The organism is Streptomyces malachitofuscus, from assembly GCF_055571035.1.
Genome location: NZ_JBVIGA010000008.1, coordinates 1 through 18348 on the forward strand (window position 1 = coordinate 1; position 18348 = coordinate 18348).

An 18348-nucleotide genomic window follows, 5' to 3' on the forward strand; every position below is an offset into this window, starting at 1 on the left:
CCCCCCCCCCCCCCCCCCCCCCCCCCCCCCCCCCCCCCCCCCCCCCCCCCCCCCCCCCCCCCCCCCCCCCCCCCCCCCCCCCCCCCCCCCCCCGCTCCCGGTTCGCTCGTACGTGAGGTCCGACGGACCGTCAGACCTCGACCACCACGGGCAGGATCATCGGCCGACGCCGGTAGGTGTCGGAAACCCATTTGCCCAGCGTGCGTCGGACGAGCTGCTGCAGCTGATGGGGTTCGACCACACCGTCCTGGGCCGAGCGCTCCAAGGCCTCCGTGATCTTCGGGATCACCTCGCCGAAGGCGGAGTCCTCGATGCCGGAGCCGCGGGCCTGGACATGGGGGCCGCCCGTGATCTTGCCGGTGGACGAGTCCATGACCACGAAGACCGAGATGATGCCCTCGTCGCCGAGGATCTTGCGGTCCTTGAGCGCCGGCTCGCCGACGTCACCGACGGAGAGGCCGTCGACGTAGACGTAGCCCGCCTGGACCTTGCCGGAGATCTTGGCCTTGCCCTCGACGAGGTCGACGGCCACGCCGTCCTCGGCGATGACGATCCGGTCGTGCGGGACGCCGGTGAGGGCACCCAGTTCGGCGTTGGCGCGCAGGTGGCGCCATTCGCCATGGACCGGCATCAGGTTCTTCGGACGGCAGATGTTGTAGAAGTACAGCAGTTCGCCGGCCGAGGCGTGGCCGGAGACGTGCACCTTGGCGTTGCCCTTGTGGACGACGTTGGCACCCCAGCGGGTGAGGCCGTTGATCACGCGGTAGACGGCGTTCTCGTTGCCCGGGATGAGCGACGACGCCAGGATCACCGTGTCGCCGTCGACGATGCGGATCTGGTGGTCGCGGTTGGCCATCCGGGACAGGGCGGCCATCGGCTCGCCCTGGGAGCCCGTGCAGACCAGGACGACTTCGCTGTCCGGCAGGTCGTCCAGGGTCTTGACGTCCACGACCAGCCCCGGCGGAACCTTGAGGTAGCCGAGGTCGCGGGCGATGCCCATGTTGCGGACCATGGAGCGGCCGACGAAGGCGACCCGGCGGCCGTACTCGTGCGCCGCGTCCAGGATCTGCTGGATGCGGTGGACGTGGCTGGCGAAGCTGGCCACGATGATCCGCTTGCGGGCGCCGGCGAAGACCTGGCGCAGCACGCCCGAGATGTCGCGCTCGGGCGGGACGAAGCCCGGGACCTCGGCGTTCGTGGAGTCGGCGAGGAGGAGGTCGATGCCTTCCTCGCTGAGCCTGGCGAACGCGTGCAGGTCCGTGAGGCGGCTGTCCAGCGGGAGCTGGTCCATCTTGAAGTCGCCGGTGTGCACCGCCATGCCGGCGGGGGTGCGGATGGCGACGGCGAGGGCGTCGGGGATGGAGTGGTTGACCGCGACGAACTCGCAGTCGAAGGGGCCGATGCGCTCGCGCTGTCCCTCCGCCACCTGCAGGGTGTACGGGCGGATGCGGTGCTCCTGGAGCTTCGCCTCGATGAGGGCGAGGGTGAGCTTGGAGCCGATCAGCGGGATGTCCGGCTTCTCGCGGAGGAGGAAGGGGACGCCGCCGATGTGGTCCTCGTGGCCGTGGGTCAGGACGATGCCCTCGATGTCGTCGAGGCGGTCCCGGATGGACGAGAAGTCCGGCAGGATCAGGTCGATGCCGGGCTGCTCCTCCTCGGGGAAGAGGACGCCGCAGTCCACGATCAGCAGGCGGCCTCCGTACTCGAAGACCGTCATGTTGCGGCCGATCTCGCCGAGGCCGCCGAGCGGGGTGACCCTGAGGCCGCCTTCGGGGAGCGGCGGGGGCGGGCCGAGTTCAGGATGCGGATGACTCAAAAGACTCTCCTCACCACACGCGCCACGTACCGGTGGGCACGTGGCGCGCATGACGTTCGTGCAGAAGCAATTGTCGTTGTGGCATACGGGCACCGGTGTCCCGCGTATTCAGTTGTGAAGTACATCTGCGCGGCGGGCGCGCGAAGTCTGGTTACTGGAGTTGTACCCCGCCTGCAGCAAGATCGATCTTGAGCTGCTCGATCTCTTCCGGCGTGCACTCGGCCATGGGGGCGCGCAGGGGGCCGGCCGGGAGGCCCTTGAGGGTGAGCGCGGCCTTGGTGGTCATCACGCCCTGGGTGCGGAACATGCCCGTGTAGACGGGCAGCAGCTTCTGGTGGATCTCGGTGGCCTTCTGCACGTCGCCCGAGGTGTATGCCTCGACCAGGGCGCGCAGCTCGGGGGTGACGAGGTGGCCGACGACCGAGACGAAGCCGACCGCTCCGATGGAGAGCAGGGGCAGGTTGAGCATGTCGTCGCCGGAGTACCAGGCGAGGCCGGAGCGGGCGATGGCCCAGCCGGCCCGGCCGAGGTCGCCCTTGGCGTCCTTGTTGGCGACGATGCGCGGGTGCTCGGCGAGGCGGACGATCGTCTCCGTGCTGATCGGGACGCCGCTGCGGCCGGGGATGTCGTAGAGCATGACCGGCAGCTCGGCGGCGTCGGCGACGGCCGTGAAGTGCCGGTAGAGGCCCTCCTGCGGGGGCTTGTTGTAGTACGGGGTGACGACCAGCAGACCGTGCGCGCCGGCGCGCTCTGCGGCGCGTGCCAGTTCGGTGCTGTGGTGGGTGTCGTTGGTGCCGACTCCGGCCACGACGTGGGCGCGGTCGCCGACGGCGTCCACGATCGCCCGTACGAGGTCCGATTTCTCCGCGTCGCTGGTGGTGGGGGACTCGCCGGTGGTGCCGTTGATGATCAGGCCGTCGTTGCCTGCGTCCACCAGGTGGGTGGCGAGCCGCTGTGCGCCGTCGAGGTCGAGTGCGCCGTCCGCCGTGAAGGGCGTGACCATGGCGGTGAGGACCCGCCCGAAGGGGGTCTGCGGAGTGGAGGTCGGAGCCATGGGTTACACGCTACTCGTTGCTCAGGTCGGGGTCTTCCCTCGGGGGAGGCGACAAGGTGGGGCAAAGGGGGAGCCCGGTACTGCCTGCTCGGGGGTTCAGGCAGTACCGGGCCCGTTTGATCAGGCTAGATGAACTTCGCGAAATGCCGCAATACGGACGCTTCGTACGGCTGCTCCGCACACGTGGTGCTCGTCGGCGTGACGGAGCTCGTTACGGAGCCACACGTCCGTTGGCGTTGAAAGCGGCGTGGGTCAGCGGCATGAGCCGGGCCCACTCGGCCTCCATCTTCTCGCCGACCATCTCGATCTCCCGCTGCGGGAAGGACGGGACCTTCGCCAGCTCGTGCTGGGTGCGCAGTCCGAGGAAGTGCATCAGCGAGCGGGCGTTGCAGGTGGCGTACATCGAGGAGTACAGGCCCACGGGGAGCGCCGCGCGGGCGACCTCGCGGGCGACACCCTCGGCCAGCAGCTTCTGGTAGGCCTCGTACGCCTGGTGGTAGGTGTCACTCAGCACGTCCTGGACGGTCGCGTGCTGCGCCGGGGTGCCCTCGACGAAGACGTACTTGCCCGGGCGGCCCTCCTGGACGAGCTTGCGCGAGGCGTCGGGGACGTAGAAGACGGGCTGCAGCTCGCGGTAGCGCCCGGACTCCTCGTTGTACGACCAGCCGACCCGGTGGCGCATGAACTCCCGGAACACGAAGATCGGCGCGCTGACCAGGAAGGTCATCGAGTTGTGCTCGAAGGGGCTGCCGTGCCGATCCCGCATCAGGTAGTTGATCAGGCCCTTGGAGCGCTCCGGGTCCTTCTGCAGCTCCTCGATGGACTGCTCTCCCAGAGTCGAGACCCGGGCGGCGAACAGGACGTCGGAGTCCGAGGCGCTGGACTTCACCAGCTCGACTGTGACGTCACTCCGCAAGGTGACGTCGGTGCGCGTTGAGGGCTTGGGATCGTCGGCGGAGGTCAAGGGGGTCCTTCCCATCGCGGCTGCTGTGCGGCGCCCACTCTACGGGGCACCGACGACGGTGGGGGAAGTGCCCTGCCGTGACGGAATTTGCTGATGTGGGCACCATTTGAGGCGTCCGCTCGTCTGTGTTGGTGACAGTGATTCGTTCGACCTCCGAAGGGAGAGGCACCCCTGATGTTCGGTCGGCGCGAACCCGTACCGTTCGCCTTCGTCGCCGAGGCGGAGAGGTTCCGCAGCAATGTCGTCCCGCCGCCCCCTGAGCGGCCCTCCGCCGGTCAGCTGGCCGGGCGCTGGTTGCTGGGGCTCACCCTGGTCGCCGGGCTCGTGGGTTCCCTGGTCATCGGCATGCCCGCGGTGTCCACCGGGCCGTCCGGCGCGGAGACACAGCAGTCACAGGCGACCGACGGCCGCTGAGCCGTCCCGGTCCGCGGCCCCGGCGCCATCCGGACCCCCGAGGGTGGTGACCGGTGACACAGATCGGTAGCCTCACCGGGCACTGCCCACGCATGGATCGAGTGAGGACCAGCCGTGCCCCTGCCCTTCCTGACGGCCGACCGCGCCTTCGACACGGCGGACGATGTCGCCCTGCCGTACGACGACCGGGACCGCTGGCGACGTCCGTACCGTCCGGGCCCATGGCGGGTGGGGGCCTCGGCGCTCCTGCTGCTGCTCGCCTCGTTCGTGCTGTTCGCCGGGGTGATCATCGCGGCGACCGCGACGCCCGCGTCCGCCGGGACGGTCTTCGCCATCGCGCTGGTCGTCGTCGCCTGCGCGCTGCGGCTGCTGCGCATGGGCGTGTGGGTGAGCGCCCGGGGGCTGCGCCACGTGAGCTTCGTCCGTACCCGTACGACGGTATGGGGCGACGTCGTCTCTGTACGCACGGTGCAGCAGCCGGTGCGCTGGCTGGGGCTGCCGCGGACGGTGCAGGGGCAGGCCCTGGTCCTGGCCCGGCGCGGGCGTCCGGACGGGCTGCCGCCCCTGCTGACCTCGCACAACGCGGACTTCCTGGGGCGGGACCAGCTGGCCTTCGACCGGGCGGCCGACACCGTGGAGGCGTGGGCCGCCGAGTACCGGGGCGGCTGAGCGGTCCCCCGCTCCCCCGCGCTCAGGACGAGGTCTTGTGCAGGGTGATCGCCCGCTGCATCGCCTTGCGGGCGCGCGGGGTGTCGCGGGCGTCGTGGTAGGCGACGGCGAGCCGGAACCAGCTGCGCCAGTCGTCCGGTGCGTCCTCCGTCTCGGCCTTGCGCCGGGCGAACACCTCGTCGGCCGAGTCGCGGTCGACCCGTCCGCTGGGCAGGCGCTTCAGCTCGTCGACGGGCAGACCGCCCTCGGCGTCGAGCTGAGCGGCGAGCCGGTTGGCGTTGCGGACGAACTCGGTGTTCTTCCACAGGAACCAGACGCCGATGACCGGCAGGATCAGCACCGCGACACCGAACGTGACGGTGAGCGGCGTACCGGCCTCGATGAGCAGCACGCCCCGGCTGCCGACCAGGACGAAGTAGACGACCAGGACGGCGGCCGTGACGGCGTAGGAGATCTTCGCGCGCATGGGGCTGCCGGGCTCAATTCAGGTCGAGGAAGTGTTCCAGCCCGAAGGTCAGGCCGGGAGTGGTCACCACGCGGCGGGCGCCGAGCAGAATGCCCGGCATGAAGCTGCTGTGGTGCAGGGAGTCGTGGCGGACGGTGAGGGTCTCCCCCTCGCCGCCGAGCAGGACCTCCTGGTGGGCGAGGAGCCCGCGCAGCCGGATGGCGTGCACCGGGACCCCGTCGACGTCGGCGCCGCGGGCGCCGTCCAGAGCCGTGGTGGTGGCGTCCGGGGCGGGGGCGCTGCCGGCCTGGCGGCGGGCCTCGGCGATGAGCTGGGCGGTGCGCGTGGCGGTGCCGCTGGGGGCGTCCACCTTGTTCGGGTGGTGCAGCTCGACGACCTCGACGGATTCGAAGTACGGGGCGGCGATCTGAGCGAACTTCATGGTCAGCACGGCGCCGATGGAGAAGTTCGGGGCGATGAGCACGCCCGTCTCCGGGGACTGGTCGAGCCAGCCCTTGAGCTGCGCGAGGCGGTCGTCGGTCCAGCCGGTGGTGCCGACGACGGCGTGGATGTTGTGACGTACGCAGAAGTCGAGGTTGCCCATGACCGAGGCGGGGGTGGTGAGCTCCACGGCGACCTGGGCGCCCCGCTCGGCCAGGGTCTCCAGCTTGTCGTCCCGGCCGAGGGCGGCCACCAGCTCCATGTCGTCGGCGGCCTCGACCGCCCGTACCGCCTCGGAACCGATCCGGCCCTTGGCGCCGAGGACCGCCACGCGCAGCTTGCTCATCTCGTTGCTTCCTTAACGGTGATCGTCAGGCGACGGCGTCGTGCAGCCGGGAGGCCTGCTTGTCCTTGAGCGGGCCGATGACCGACAGGGAGGGCCGCCGTCCCAGGATGTCGCGGGCGACCGAGCGGACGTCGTCCGGGGTGACCGAGGCTATCCGGGCCAGCATGTCATCGACCGACATCTGCTCACCCCAGCACAGCTCGCTCTTGCCGATGCGGTTCATCAGCGCGCCGGTGTCCTCCAGGCCGAGGACCGTGGAGCCCCTCAGCTGGCCGACGGCGCGCTCGATCTCGTCGTCGGGCAGTCCGTGCTCGGCGACCTGGTCGAGTTCGTCACGGCAGATCTTCAGCACGTCGTGCACCTGTGAGGGCCTGCAGCCCGCGTACACGCCGAACAGGCCGCAGTCGGCGAAGCCCGAGGTGTACGAGTACACGCTGTAGGCCAGGCCGCGCTTCTCCCGGACCTCCTGGAACAGGCGGGACGACATGCCGCCGCCGAGGGCGGTGTTCAGCACGCCGAGGGCCCAGCGGCGCTCGTCGGTGCGGGCCAGTCCCGGCATGCCGAGGACGATGTGCGCCTGTTCGGTCTTCCGGCCGATGAGCTCGACGCGGCCGGCGGTGCGCAGGGCGCGCGTTCCGCCGCGCGGGGCGATCGGCTCCGCGGCGGGGTCCTTGAGCGCGCCGGCCTTCTCGAAGGCGGCGCGGACCTGGCGTACGACCTTGTGGTGGTCGACGTTGCCGGCGCAGGCGACCACGAGGTGGGTCGGGTCGTAGTGCTTCTTGTAGAAGCGGCGGATGCGGTCGGCGGTGAGGGCGTTGACCGTGTCGACCGTGCCGAGGACCGGGCGGCCGAGGGGATTGTCGCCGAACATGGTGTGCGCGAACAGGTCGTGCACGCAGTCGCCCGGGTCGTCCTCGGTCATGGCGATCTCTTCGAGGATGGCGCCGCGCTCGACGTCGACGTCCTCCTGGCGGATCACCGAGCCGGTGAGCATGTCGCAGACCACGTCGATGGCGAGCGGCAGGTCGGTGTCGAGCACGCGCGCGTAATAGCACGTGTACTCCTTGGCCGTGAACGCGTTCATCTCGCCGCCGACGGCGTCGAGGGCGGAGGAGATGTCCAGGGCGGACCGGCGTTCGGTGCCTTTGAAGAGCAGGTGCTCCAGGTAGTGGGTGGCGCCGTTCAGTGCCGGGGTCTCGTCGCGGGAGCCGACGTGCGCCCAGATGCCGAAGGTCGCCGAGCGGACCGAGGGCAGGGTCTCGGTGACGATGCGCAGGCCGCCGGGAAGGGTGGTCCTGCGAACCGTGCCGATGCCGTTCTCGCCCTTGATGAGGGTTTGGGTACGGGCGACGGCCCGCGCCTCCGAGGAGGTGCGGGCCGTCGCCTTGGCGCTACGGGACGTCACTTGTCGGCGTCGTCCTTCTTGGTCTCGTCGCCCTCTTCGCCCTCGATCACGGGGATCAGGGAGAGCTTGCCGCGGGAGTCGATCTCGGCGATCTCGACCTGGACCTTCTGGCCCACGCCGAGGACGTCCTCGACGTTCTCCACGCGCTTGCCGCCGGCCAGCTTGCGGATCTGCGAGATGTGCAGCAGACCGTCCTTGCCGGGGAGCAGGGAGACGAACGCGCCGAACGTGGTCGTCTTGACGACCGTACCCAGGTAGCGCTCGCCGACCTCGGGCATCGTCGGGTTGGCGATGCCGTTGATCGTGGTGCGGGCGGCCTCGGCGGAGGGGCCGTCGGCGGCACCGATGTAGATCGTGCCGTCGTCCTCGATCGTGATCTCGGCGCCGGTGTCCTCCTGGATCTGGTTGATCATCTTGCCCTTGGGGCCGATGACCTCGCCGATCTTGTCGACGGGGATCTTCACGGTGATGATCCGCGGCGCGTTCGGGGACATCTCGTCCGGCGTGTCGATCGCTTCCATCATCACGTCGAGGATGTGGAGGCGGGCGTCACGGGCCTGCTTGAGGGCGGCGGCCAGGACGGAGGCCGGGATGCCGTCCAGCTTGGTGTCGAGCTGGAGGGCGGTCACGAACTCCTTGGTGCCGGCGACCTTGAAGTCCATGTCGCCGAAGGCGTCCTCCGCACCGAGGATGTCGGTGAGGGTGACGTAGTGCGTCTCGCCCTCGATCTCCTGGGAGATCAGGCCCATGGCGATACCGGCGACCGGGGCCTTGAGCGGCACACCGGCGTTCAGCAGCGACATGGTGGAGGCGCACACGGAGCCCATGGACGTCGAACCGTTGGAGCCGAGGGCCTCGGACACCTGACGGATCGCGTAGGGGAACTCCTCGCGTGCCGGCAGCACCGGCACGAGCGCGCGCTCGGCGAGGGCGCCGTGGCCGATCTCGCGGCGCTTCGGGGAGCCGACGCGGCCGGTCTCACCGGTGGAGTACGGCGGGAAGTTGTAGTTGTGCATGTAGCGCTTGCGGGTCACCGGGGAGAGGGTGTCCAGCTGCTGCTCCATACGGAGCATGTTGAGGGTGGTGACGCCCAGGATCTGGGTCTCGCCACGCTCGAACAGCGCCGAGCCGTGCACCCGCGGGATGGCCTCGACCTCGGCGGCCAGGGTGCGGATGTCGGTGACACCGCGGCCGTCGATGCGCTTCTTCTCCTTGATGACGCGCTCACGGACCAGGGACTTGGTCAGCGAGCGGTACGCGGCGGAGATCTCCTTCTCGCGGCCCTCGAACTCCGGCAGGAGCTTCTCGGCGGCGAGCGCCTTGACGCGGTCCAGCTCGGCCTCGCGCTCCTGCTTGCCGGCGATGGTGAGCGCCTGGGCCAGCTCGGGCTTGACGGCGCCGGTGAGCGCCTCGAGGACGTCGTCCTGGTAGTCCAGGAAGATCGGGAACTCGCCGGTCGGCTTGGCGGCCTTGGCGGCGAGGTCGGCCTGGGCCCGGCAGAGCACCTTGATGAAGGGCTTCGCGGCGTCCAGACCGGCGGCGACGACCTCCTCGGTCGGCGCCTCGGCGCCGCCCTCGACCAGCTTGATGGTCTTCTCGGTGGCCTCGGCCTCGACCATCATGATCGCGACGTCGCCGTCCTCCAGGGTGCGGCCCGCGACGACCATGTCGAAGACGGCGTCCTCGAGCTCGGTGTGCGTCGGGAAGGCCACCCACTGGCCGCGGATCAGCGCGACGCGGACGCCGCCGATCGGGCCGGAGAAGGGCAGACCGGCCAGCTGCGTGGACGCGGAGGCGGCGTTGATCGCCACGACGTCGTACAGGTGGTCGGGGTTGAGCGCCATGATCGTGGCGACGACCTGGATCTCGTTGCGCAGGCCCTTCTTGAAGGACGGGCGCAGCGGGCGGTCGATGAGGCGGCAGGTGAGGATGGCGTCCTCGGAGGGCCGGCCCTCACGGCGGAAGAAGGAGCCGGGGATCCGGCCGGCGGCGTACATCCGCTCCTCGACGTCCACCGTGAGGGGGAAGAAGTCGAGCTGGTCCTTGGGGTTCTTGGAGGCGGTGGTGGCCGACAGCACCATCGTGTCGTCGTCCAGGTAGGCCACGGCGGAGCCGGCGGCCTGACGGGCCAGGCGGCCCGTCTCGAAGCGGATGGTGCGGGTGCCGAAGGAGCCGTTGTCGATGACGGCCTCGGCGTAGTGGGTCTCGTTCTCCACTAGCGTTTTCTCCGTTACTTGTCGTCTTTTGTCCCTCCTCGCCCGTGTGGCGGGGGGACGGTGGCGGAGAAGCGCTCCACTGGTGCGGGCCGGTCTTCGATCGAAGCACCCGGGGTTCACTCTCCCGGGGGCCACTACCGAGGACCGGCGGCGGCGAGGTGCGCTCCTCCTCGTGCGTCGTGACGTCCGATGAACGTCGGTCGGTGGTGCCCTTGGGGCCGCATACCCGATGCGGTCCGGGTCATCACACTGAGTCGTGTCTCTTGCGTTGTGTTACCACACTACAAAGGCGTGGTGACAGTCCGCACGTACAGCAAAGGGAGCGGCCCCCTTGTCCCAGGGAACCGCTCCCTTCACGGCGTCCTACTTGGCGCCCGCCGCACCACGGCGGATGCCGAGGCGGTCGACCAGCGTACGGAAGCGCTGGATGTCCTTCTTGGCGAGGTACTGCAGCAGCCGGCGGCGCTGACCGACCAGGATCAGCAGACCACGACGGGAGTGGTGGTCGTGCTTGTGGGTCTTGAGGTGCTCCGTCAGGTCGGAGATCCGACGGGACAGCAGGGCGACCTGGACCTCGGGGGAGCCGGTGTCACCCTCCTTGGTACCGAACTCGGAGATGATCTGCTTCTTCACTGCGGCGTCGAGCGACACGCGTACTCCTCATGGTCTGTGAATGGCCACCGAGTGCCCCCGGTCTGCGTCTCGGGGGGTCTTCCATGACTCGGAAGGCGGGGATCCGCTGGGCGCGGCCTCCAGGGCGAGAGCTCGCTCCGGGGGTGCGTACACAAACGGCCGTCAGCCAGGGTACCAGGGCATCGGCCCGGTCTCTTCGCCCGCCGGGCACCGCGCCGCTCAGCCCGTCATGGCGCGTACGGCGGTGAGGACGCCCAGCGCCGCCAGGCACAACGGCACGAGGGTGAGCAGGACGGCCGACTCGGTGAGGTCGAGGAAGCGGCCCCAGAAGGGCGAGAGCCCCTTGCGGGGGACGACCAGTCCGATGGCGGTGATCAGCACGGCCCCGGCCGTGACGGCCGCCGACAGCCAGATCGTACGCAGGTCGAGTGTTCCCCGGTCGCCGTGCAGCACGAACTCGGTCAGGGCCTCGGCCGGCGGATTCAGCACCATTCCCAGCAGCAGAACGGCGACGGAGCCGATGCCGGCGACGAGGGCGCAGGTCACCTGGGAGGTGTAGCGGAACAGACGGGCGCGGATCAGCATCGACACGCCGGCGGCGAGCGCCAGCAGCCGGCCCCACACGTTGTCCGAGAAGCCGAGGACCGCAGCGGACGCCACGACGACGGCCGACGTTCCGCCCACCAGGCCCAGCAGCAGTTCGTGGCCACGCCGCGCCTGGGCGGCGATGCGCTCGGCGTCGAGCGCCTCGGCGTCCGGCGTCTGGGACGGGTCGGGGTCGAACTCGTCGTCGAGCGCGGAGCGCGGCGCGGCGTAGCCGATGGGCAGCCGCGCGAAGCGTGCGGACAGGCCGGGCAGGAACGCGACCAGACCGATCGCGACGGGCGCGCACACGGCGGCGGCATCGCTCGCGGAGGCCTCGGAGACGATGACGCCGAACGTGGCCAGGGTTCCCACGGCCGCGACGAACGTGGCGGCCACGAAGGGCGCGTCCGATCCGGGGGCGAGCGCGAGCAGGACCACCGACGCCACCAGTACGGCCGCGCAGCCCAGCAGGAACTGCAGCCTGCCCGGCCCCTGTCCGTCCGGGGCGGCGATGATCCCGGACCCGGCGACGAGGAGCAGCGGCAGGGCGCCCAGGCCCAGGGAGACCGCCGAGGCCCGGTCGTCGTAGACCCGGGCGCGGACGCCCGCGAAGGCGGTGAGCAGCAGGCCGAGCCCGCCCGCGATGACGCCGGGCAGGCCGTGCATGTCGTGCCGCACGGGGTCGGCGGACCACAGGACGAACGCGAGCAGCAGCAGGAGCAGGGCGCCTCCGGTCAGCCCCGCGGCGCGCAGCAGGCCGTCGCTCCACAGGTGCCGGTCGCGGACCACGGCGGAGGCGACCGCGTCGGGCACGTCGTCGTGGACGGCGGGCGGCAGCGACTGGGCGAAGGGCCGCAGGCTGAGGACGTCCCCGTCGAGGATCCGCTCGTCGGCGAGCGTGCGGGCCCCGTCCAGGACCCTGCCGTCCCGCCGCACCAGGTGATACCCCGTCGGAGCGCCCGTCCGCTGGGTCTGGCCGGTCAGCCGAAGGATCTCCGGGTAGACATCGGCCACGGGGATGTCGACCGGGAGCGCCACGTCGATACGGCTGTCGGGCGCCACCACCGTGATCCGGCAGAACCCCGTCGCCGTGGTCGTACTCACCTTCACTGCCCCCCTGCTTCGCGGATGCGTACGCTGCGGGGCGCAACCCTACCGACAGGCACCGTCGGTGGTGGCACGTAGGATCCCCTGAGTGCGGAGGACGACCGTCACCACGGGGGTGCGGTGTGCAACCGATTGTCCGCACAGGGGGATTGATGCCTCGGTGAGCCAGATCGTCATCAAGCGCCCACCGCGTACCCTGCCGCCCGAAGTGCCCTCGGACGAGCTGCACCTGGAGACTCCTCCCGAACTGCCGCGCGGGCAGCAGGAGGGCATGCTGATGCAGGTGCTGCCGACGCTCGGCATGGGCTCGTCGGTGGTGTTCTACTTCGCCTCCCCCAACGCCCATCCGTTCATGCGGATCATGGGCGTGGTGATGCTGGTGTCGACGGCGGCGATGGTGATCGCCCAGATCGTCCGCCACCGCCGCGGTACACAGGGGCAAATGGCCGATGTGCGGCGCGACTACCTCCGCTATCTCGCACAGACCCGCCGCAAGGTCCGCGGGACGGCCCGCCGCCAGCGCGACGCGCAGCTGTATCTGCACCCCGCTCCCGAGCAGCTCTGGGCGGTGGTCGCCGAGGGCAGCCGGGTGTGGGAACGACGCGTGGGGGACGCCGACTTCGGGCAGGTGAGGCTCGGTCTCGGCCCGCAGCAGCTGGCGACACCGCTGACCGCTCCGCAGACCGCGCCGGTGGACGAGCTGGAGCCACTGTGCGCGGGCGCCATGCAGCGATTCCTGTCCGTGCACGGCCAGTTGGACGGCCTGCCGGTCGCGGTGTCGCTGCGCGCCTTCTACCACGTGACGGTCTCCGGCGATCCCGACCACGCCCGGGCGACCGCCCGTGCGCTGGTCGCGCAGGCCGCCACGCTGCACTCCCCGGAAGACCTCGTGCTCGCCGTCGTGACGGCGCCGGGCACGGTGGACCGGTGGGACTGGACGAAGTGGCTTCCGCACTGCCAGGCACCGGGTTCGTTCGACGGGGCCGGCACCCGTCGCCTCTTCGGGGACGACCTCGGCGAACTGGAACAGCTGCTCGCGGACCGGCTGGACGGCCGCCCCCGGTTCAGCCGGGAGGGCCGGCCGCTGCTGGACCAGCCGCACCTCCTGATCGTCCTCGACGGCGGCATGGTCCCCCCGACCTCGGCCTTCGCCGCCGCGGAAGGTCTGCAGGGCGTGACGATCGTCGAAGTCGTCCCCGGTGAGCTGGACCAGCCCCGCGGGGACCTGTCGGTCGTCGTGCGCCCGGAGCGGCTGTGGCTCGACTCGGGAGCCGGGATCGCGTACGAGGGCGAACCCGACGGGCTGTCCCTGCCCGCCGCCGAGGCACTCGCGCGGCAGCTGGCGCCGCTGCGCCTGGGCGGCGGGGACGACGACGAACCGCTGCTCGCCAACCTGGACTTCACCGAGCTGCTGGGGCTGGGGGACGCGGCGACCGTGGACGTGGCCCGGACCTGGCGGCCGAGGTCGACGCCGGAGCGCCTGCGGGTGCCGATCGGCGTCGGCGAGGACGGCCGGCCCGTGATGCTCGACCTCAAGGAGGCCGCGCAGGACGGCATGGGCCCGCACGGCCTGTGCGTCGGCGCGACCGGCTCCGGGAAGTCGGAGCTGTTGCGCACCCTGGTGCTCGGCCTCGCGGTCACCCACTCCTCGGAGACCCTCAACTTCGTCCTGGCGGACTTCAAGGGCGGCGCCACTTTCGCGGGCATGTCCCGGATGCCGCACGTCGCCGCCGTGATCACCAACCTCGCCGACGACCTGACCCTCGTCGACCGCATGGGCGACGCGATCCGCGGCGAACTCCAGCGCCGTCAGGAGCTGCTGCGCGCGGCGGGCAACTACGCCAACATCCACGACTACGAGAAGGCGCGCGCGGCCGGCGCCCCGCTGGAGCCGCTGGCCTCCCTCGTGATCGTGATCGACGAGTTCAGCGAACTCCTCACCGCCAAACCCGACTTCATCGACATGTTCATCCAGATCGGCCGTATCGGCCGTTCCCTGGGTGTACACCTGCTGCTGGCCTCGCAGCGGCTGGAGGAGGGCAGGCTGCGCGGCCTCGACACCTATCTGTCGTACCGCATCGGCCTGCGCACCTTCTCGGCCGCCGAGTCCCGCGCCGCGATCGGCGTGCCGGACGCCTACCATCTGCCGTCCGTTCCCGGTTCCGGGTATCTGAAGTGCGGCACGGACGAGATGGTGCGGTTCAAGGCGGCGTACGTGTCGGGGGCGTACCGCGCGGGCGACCCGGACGCAGGACGCGGGAGCAGGTTGCCCGTCGAGCGCCGGCCCGCGCTGTTCACCGCGGCCCCGGTTCCGGTGACGTACGCGGCGCCGGACCCGGAGCGGACCCCTGCGCCCGACCGGCGGCAGGAGGACGACGCGCTGGCCGACACCGTCCTGGACGTCGTCGTGCAGCGGCTGGAGGGGCAGGGTGTGCCCGCACACCAGGTGTGGCTGCCGCCGCTGGACCGGGCCCCGTCGCTGGACGAGCTGCTGCCCGCCCTGACCGTCTCGGCCGAGCGGGGCGTGCATCCGGCGGACTACCCCGTGCCGGGCAGCCTGACCGTCCCGCTCGGTCTGATCGACAAGCCGTTCGAGCAGAAGCGGGAGATCCTCTACCAGGACTTCTCCGCCGCGGCCGGCCACATGCTGGTGGTCGGCGGCCCCCAGTCGGGCAAATCGACGCTGCTGCGCACCCTGATCGCCTCCTTCGCGCTCACGCACACCCCGCACGAGGTGCAGTTCTACGGACTGGACTTCGGCGGTGGCGGCCTGTCCGCGGTGGCGGATCTGCCGCACGTGGGCGGTGTCGCCTCGCGACTCGACCCCGAGCGGGTACGGCGTACGGTCGCCGAGGTCGCCGGTGTCCTCAACCGCCGGGAGCAGTTCTTCCGCGCCCACGGCATCGACTCGGTCGCCACCTACCGCCGACGCCGCGCGGCGGGTGACCTGCCCGGCGAGCCGTGGGGCGACGTCTTCCTCGTCATCGACGGCTGGGGCAACTTCCGCAACGACTACGAGGGCCTCGAGGGCATCGTCAACGACATCGCCGCGCGGGGTCTGGGCCACGGCGTCCACGTCATCCTGTCCGCCTCCCGCTACATGGAGGTGCGCGCGGTCCTCAAGGACCAGATCCTCGGGCGCCTGGAGCTGCGCCTCGGCGACGCCATGGACTCCGAGTTCGACCGGAAGGTCGCGCTGAACGTGCCGACCGGGGTGCCGGGCCGTGGCCAGGTTCCCGCCAAGCTGCACTTCATGACGGCGCTGCCGCGGATCGACTCGGCCTCCACGGCGGAGGACCTGTCCGACGCCACCGCCCAGCTGGTCCGGACGGTCAAGGACAACTGGCAGGGCCCGCCGGCCCCGACCGTGCGGCTGCTCCCCCGCAAGCTGCCCGCCGACCAGTTGCCCAAGGGCTTCGAATTCCCGCAGCACGGCATCGCGATCGGCATCGACGAGGCCAACCTGGAGCCGGTGTTCATCGACTTCGACACCGACCCCTTCTTCCTCGTCTTCGGCGAGAGCGAGTCCGGCAAGACCAACCTGCTGCGCCTGATCGCCAAGCAGATCGCCGAGCGCTACACCCCCGCCGAGGCACGCATCGTGGTCGGTGACTACCGGCGCACCATGCTGGAGGCGGTGCCGGAGAGCCATCTGCTGGAGTACGCCCCGATGGCGTCGGCGATGCAGGTGCACATGGACGCCGTACGGCAGTTCATGGAGAAGCGGGCACCCAAGCCGGACATCACGCCGCAGCAGCTGCGCGATCGCAGCTGGTGGAGCGGCCCGCAGCTGTTCATCATCGTCGACGACCACGAACTGGTCGCCACCAACTCCGGCAACCCGCTGTCCCAGCTGGTGGAGCACCTGCCCTTCGCCCGGGACGTGGGTGTGAAGTTCGTCATCGCGCGGAACTCCGCGGGAGCGTCCCGCGCGATGTTCGAAACGTTCATGCAGCGCCTGAAGGAACTGGGCGCCCAGGGCCTGGTCCTGTCGGGCGACCCCAGCGAGGGCGACATCCTGGGCAGCGTGCGGGCCCGGCCCATGCCTCCGGGGCGTGGCGTGTTCGTGTCACGAAAGCGCGGTGCGCCGCTGATTCAGGTGGGCTTGCTTCCGCAACGGCATTAGGGTGATCGACGGGAACCGGGGGACAACGGGGAATCACGGGGAGGCAGTTGAGGTGAGTACGAACGGGGGCGGCGGTACGGGCGGCGTGCCGGACACGGGGAAGGCGTTCGACACGTTGTCCGGTGTGAACCCGGCGATGGCGCTGGACATCCAGCACAGCGCCATGAAGGGCTTCAAGAAACGCGTCGACGAACTGCTGCGCGAACTGGACGACTCCGAGGCCGCACCGGCCAAGGTCGGCCAGGACCGCCTGTCACGCGCCCAGTTGGGCGCGCCGGAGTTCAAGGAAGCACAGTTCCTCTACGACTCGTACGCCATCGTCCACGACGAGCTGGAGAAACTCTCCAAGGCCCTGGGCGCGCAGATCGAGGGCATGGGACTGGCGGTGCAGGCGTCCCGGGTGGGCTACGAGAACCTGGACGCCGACATCAAGGCGCGGATGAGGGCGGTCAACGCGGAAGCGGAGAAGTATTACGTCGTGGAGCGGGATCCGTATGTGGAGCGACCGGCCGTCACGGCCGAGGAACCCAACTCCACCGGTGAGGAGGGGAACTACTGATGGCCGAGCAGTCAGGCCGCGGAGCGCCGAAACTCGCCCGCACGGACTTCGAGTCCATGACGCACGAGCAGCTGGCCGCACTCCTCGACTCGGCGAGTTCGGAGAGTGCCTCGCACCTCGCCACGAAGCTCGCCAAGGCCTCGTCCACGATCACCGGGATCGGCGACGACCTCATGACGTACGTCAAGGGCCTCGAGTGGCAGGGCGAGGGCGGCGACGCCTTCCGCAACTGGGGTGGGCAGAGCGCGGCCGCGACGCTCCGTCTGGGCCAGTACGCCGAGGTGGCCTCGCGCTGGATGGCCACGGTCGCCCAGGCGGTGGCCGAGGCCAAGGCGGCGATGCCGGCCACGTCCGAGACGACCCAGGCAAAGGCGGACCTCGCCGACGCGCGGAAGACCATCGCGGCGACGCAGGACCCTGGCGCCCGCAACGACCCCGACGCCCGCAAGCTGGCGCAGACGGCCCAGTCCGACGCGACGGCGGCGCAGCAGCGGATGGAGGCGGCGCGGGCGGAAGCCATTCAGCAGCTGCGGAAGCTGGCGCAGACGTACGAGTACTCGGCCCAGCAGGTGAACAGCGTGCCGCCGCCTACGTTCGCGCCGCCGGCCGACCATCTGCCTCCGGGCGAGTGGCGGAGCCCGGAGCAATACATCGCTCCTGGCGTCGGCGGTTCCGGAGCGACGACCGCGGCGAGCCCCGGCCCTGCCGTCAGCGGGGAGCGAAGCGAAGCATCCAACCCGACGCGGCCGGCCCCGACCGCTGGGCCTCCGCCCCTCACCTCCCTGTCCGGCCGAGAGACGACTGCTCCACCACCGCCGGCTGCCATGAGCATCGACGGAGTCACCTCCCTTCCGGATACACGGAATGCGCCGCTGCTCAACGCAACCGGGCCTCAGAGCGGCCCTGGGCCGCGCCCCGACAGCTCGCATGCCGTACAACCGGTCGTCATCCAGCCGGTCAGGAACGGCCCTGGTGGGTTCCCTGGCCCGCTCGGACCTCCCCAGACTCCGCAACAGGGTCGCCCCTCACCGCTTCCGGGTCAGACCGGCGGCAGTGGAACTGTCCCCCGTCCTCCGCGTGAAACCGGCATCATCGGTGGCCGCCCGGTGCCCCCCACTGCCGGTCGCCCTCCGACTGGGCTGCCGCGAGGAACAGTCATCGGCGGCGACACGAGCCAGGGGCGCATGCCGCTCGGGCGCGCTGCCTCTCCCGGCATACCCATGGGGACCAGCCCTCTGGCGGGGCAGGGCGCAGGGCGTGGATCCCGACGCCTCGCTTCGGAGACCGGTGGCGTGGTCGGCAGGGGACCGGCTCAACCGGGCCGAACCGGTCCACGGTCATTCACGCCCGGTGGCGCAGGGCTGGTTCGCCCGGCAAGCGCCGCTGACCCGAACCATGGTCCTGTCACCGGCCGCCCTGGCGGTACTGCCCACCCGGCCCGCCAGTCCATCGCCCGTCGGGACGACGAGCAGGACAGGAGTCAACGGCGGCCGGACTACCTCGCGGAGGATGAGGAGACCTGGTCCGGCGGGCGCCGCCGTACGACTCCTCCTGTCGTCGACTGACCT

Annotated in this window: 14 protein-coding genes; 5 read left to right on the plus strand and 9 right to left on the minus strand. The window is 70.7% G+C overall.

Annotation, left to right across the window (positions count from 1 at the left end; translation table 11 throughout):
* Positions 1–130: 130 nt before the first annotated feature.
* The 3 genes from ACZ44S_RS13570 to thyX form a co-directional block, all read right to left on the minus strand.
* Positions 131–1816, minus strand: a complete 1686-nt coding sequence (locus ACZ44S_RS13570; protein ID WP_466928106.1) for a ribonuclease J — start codon at positions 1814–1816, stop codon at positions 131–133.
* Positions 1817–1967: 151 nt separating this feature from the next.
* The gene (gene dapA, locus ACZ44S_RS13575) at positions 1968–2870 is read right to left on the minus strand and encodes a 4-hydroxy-tetrahydrodipicolinate synthase (protein WP_466928109.1); all 903 of its coding nucleotides are present in this window, start codon (positions 2868–2870) and stop codon (positions 1968–1970) included.
* A 211-nt stretch (positions 2871–3081) separates the two neighbouring features.
* Positions 3082–3849, minus strand: a complete 768-nt coding sequence (gene thyX, locus ACZ44S_RS13580; RefSeq protein ID WP_466928111.1) for an FAD-dependent thymidylate synthase — start codon at positions 3847–3849, stop codon at positions 3082–3084.
* Between the two features lie 159 nt (positions 3850–4008).
* Here thyX and ACZ44S_RS13585 point away from each other — a divergent pair, with 159 nt between their 5' ends.
* Together ACZ44S_RS13585 and ACZ44S_RS13590 are read left to right on the plus strand one after the other, a co-directional pair.
* Positions 4009–4248 carry a hypothetical protein gene (locus ACZ44S_RS13585; protein ID WP_466928114.1) on the plus strand — a complete coding sequence of 80 codons (240 nt, stop codon included), beginning with the start codon at positions 4009–4011 and terminating at the stop codon, positions 4246–4248.
* Between the two features lie 114 nt (positions 4249–4362).
* Positions 4363–4917 carry a hypothetical protein gene (locus ACZ44S_RS13590; RefSeq protein ID WP_466928117.1) on the plus strand — a complete coding sequence of 185 codons (555 nt, stop codon included), beginning with the start codon at positions 4363–4365 and terminating at the stop codon, positions 4915–4917.
* Positions 4918–4939: 22 nt separating this feature from the next.
* Here ACZ44S_RS13590 and ACZ44S_RS13595 read toward each other — a convergent pair whose 3' ends face one another.
* The 6 genes from ACZ44S_RS13595 to eccD form a co-directional block, all read right to left on the minus strand.
* A complete protein-coding gene (locus tag ACZ44S_RS13595) occupies positions 4940–5383 on the minus strand; it encodes a hypothetical protein (RefSeq protein ID WP_466928121.1) in 444 nt (147 codons plus the stop codon).
* Positions 5384–5396: 13 nt separating this feature from the next.
* The gene (dapB, locus tag ACZ44S_RS13600; RefSeq protein WP_466928124.1) at positions 5397–6149 is read right to left on the minus strand and encodes a 4-hydroxy-tetrahydrodipicolinate reductase; all 753 of its coding nucleotides are present in this window, start codon (positions 6147–6149) and stop codon (positions 5397–5399) included.
* A gap of 25 nt (positions 6150–6174) precedes the next feature.
* A complete protein-coding gene (locus ACZ44S_RS13605) occupies positions 6175–7554 on the minus strand; it encodes a M16 family metallopeptidase (RefSeq protein WP_466928126.1) in 1380 nt (459 codons plus the stop codon).
* Positions 7551–9770 carry a polyribonucleotide nucleotidyltransferase gene (locus tag ACZ44S_RS13610; RefSeq protein ID WP_466928128.1) on the minus strand — a complete coding sequence of 740 codons (2220 nt, stop codon included), beginning with the start codon at positions 9768–9770 and terminating at the stop codon, positions 7551–7553. The genes ACZ44S_RS13605 and ACZ44S_RS13610 overlap by 4 nt, the downstream gene beginning before the upstream one ends.
* 363 nt (positions 9771–10133) lie before the next feature.
* A complete protein-coding gene (gene rpsO / locus ACZ44S_RS13615) occupies positions 10134–10421 on the minus strand; it encodes a 30S ribosomal protein S15 (protein ID WP_043504552.1) in 288 nt (95 codons plus the stop codon).
* Positions 10422–10622: 201 nt separating this feature from the next.
* Positions 10623–12092, minus strand: a complete 1470-nt coding sequence (gene eccD / locus ACZ44S_RS13620; protein ID WP_466928130.1) for a type VII secretion integral membrane protein EccD — start codon at positions 12090–12092, stop codon at positions 10623–10625.
* 163 nt (positions 12093–12255) lie between these two features.
* Here eccD and eccCa point away from each other — a divergent pair, with 163 nt between their 5' ends.
* Genes eccCa through ACZ44S_RS13635 form a run of 3 tightly spaced genes read left to right on the plus strand, consistent with a single transcriptional unit; the run spans position 12256 to position 18345 of the window.
* The gene (gene eccCa, locus ACZ44S_RS13625; RefSeq protein WP_466928132.1) at positions 12256–16221 is read left to right on the plus strand and encodes a type VII secretion protein EccCa; all 3966 of its coding nucleotides are present in this window, start codon (positions 12256–12258) and stop codon (positions 16219–16221) included.
* 52 nt (positions 16222–16273) lie between these two features.
* Positions 16274–16780 (plus strand): hypothetical protein, encoded by a 507-nt coding sequence (locus ACZ44S_RS13630; RefSeq protein ID WP_466928135.1) that lies wholly within the window; start codon positions 16274–16276, stop codon positions 16778–16780.
* Positions 16780–18345 carry a WXG100 family type VII secretion target gene (locus ACZ44S_RS13635; RefSeq protein ID WP_466928138.1) on the plus strand — a complete coding sequence of 522 codons (1566 nt, stop codon included), beginning with the start codon at positions 16780–16782 and terminating at the stop codon, positions 18343–18345. The genes ACZ44S_RS13630 and ACZ44S_RS13635 overlap by 1 nt, the downstream gene beginning before the upstream one ends.
* The last annotated feature ends 3 nt before the right edge of the window (positions 18346–18348 follow it).

What these genes read in the sequence shown, in the direction of transcription:
- thyX (WP_466928111.1), bottom strand. Translation starts at nt 3,849, where the DNA reads ATGGGAAGGACCCCCTTGACCTCCGCCGACGATCCCAAGCCCTCAACG.
- dapB (WP_466928124.1), bottom strand. Translation starts at nt 6,149, where the DNA reads ATGAGCAAGCTGCGCGTGGCGGTCCTCGGCGCCAAGGGCCGGATCGGT.
- ACZ44S_RS13585 (WP_466928114.1), top strand. Translation starts at nt 4,009, where the DNA reads ATGTTCGGTCGGCGCGAACCCGTACCGTTCGCCTTCGTCGCCGAGGCG.
- ACZ44S_RS13635 (WP_466928138.1), top strand. Translation starts at nt 16,780, where the DNA reads ATGGCCGAGCAGTCAGGCCGCGGAGCGCCGAAACTCGCCCGCACGGAC.
- ACZ44S_RS13595 (WP_466928121.1), bottom strand. Translation starts at nt 5,383, where the DNA reads ATGCGCGCGAAGATCTCCTACGCCGTCACGGCCGCCGTCCTGGTCGTC.
- dapA (WP_466928109.1), bottom strand. Translation starts at nt 2,870, where the DNA reads ATGGCTCCGACCTCCACTCCGCAGACCCCCTTCGGGCGGGTCCTCACC.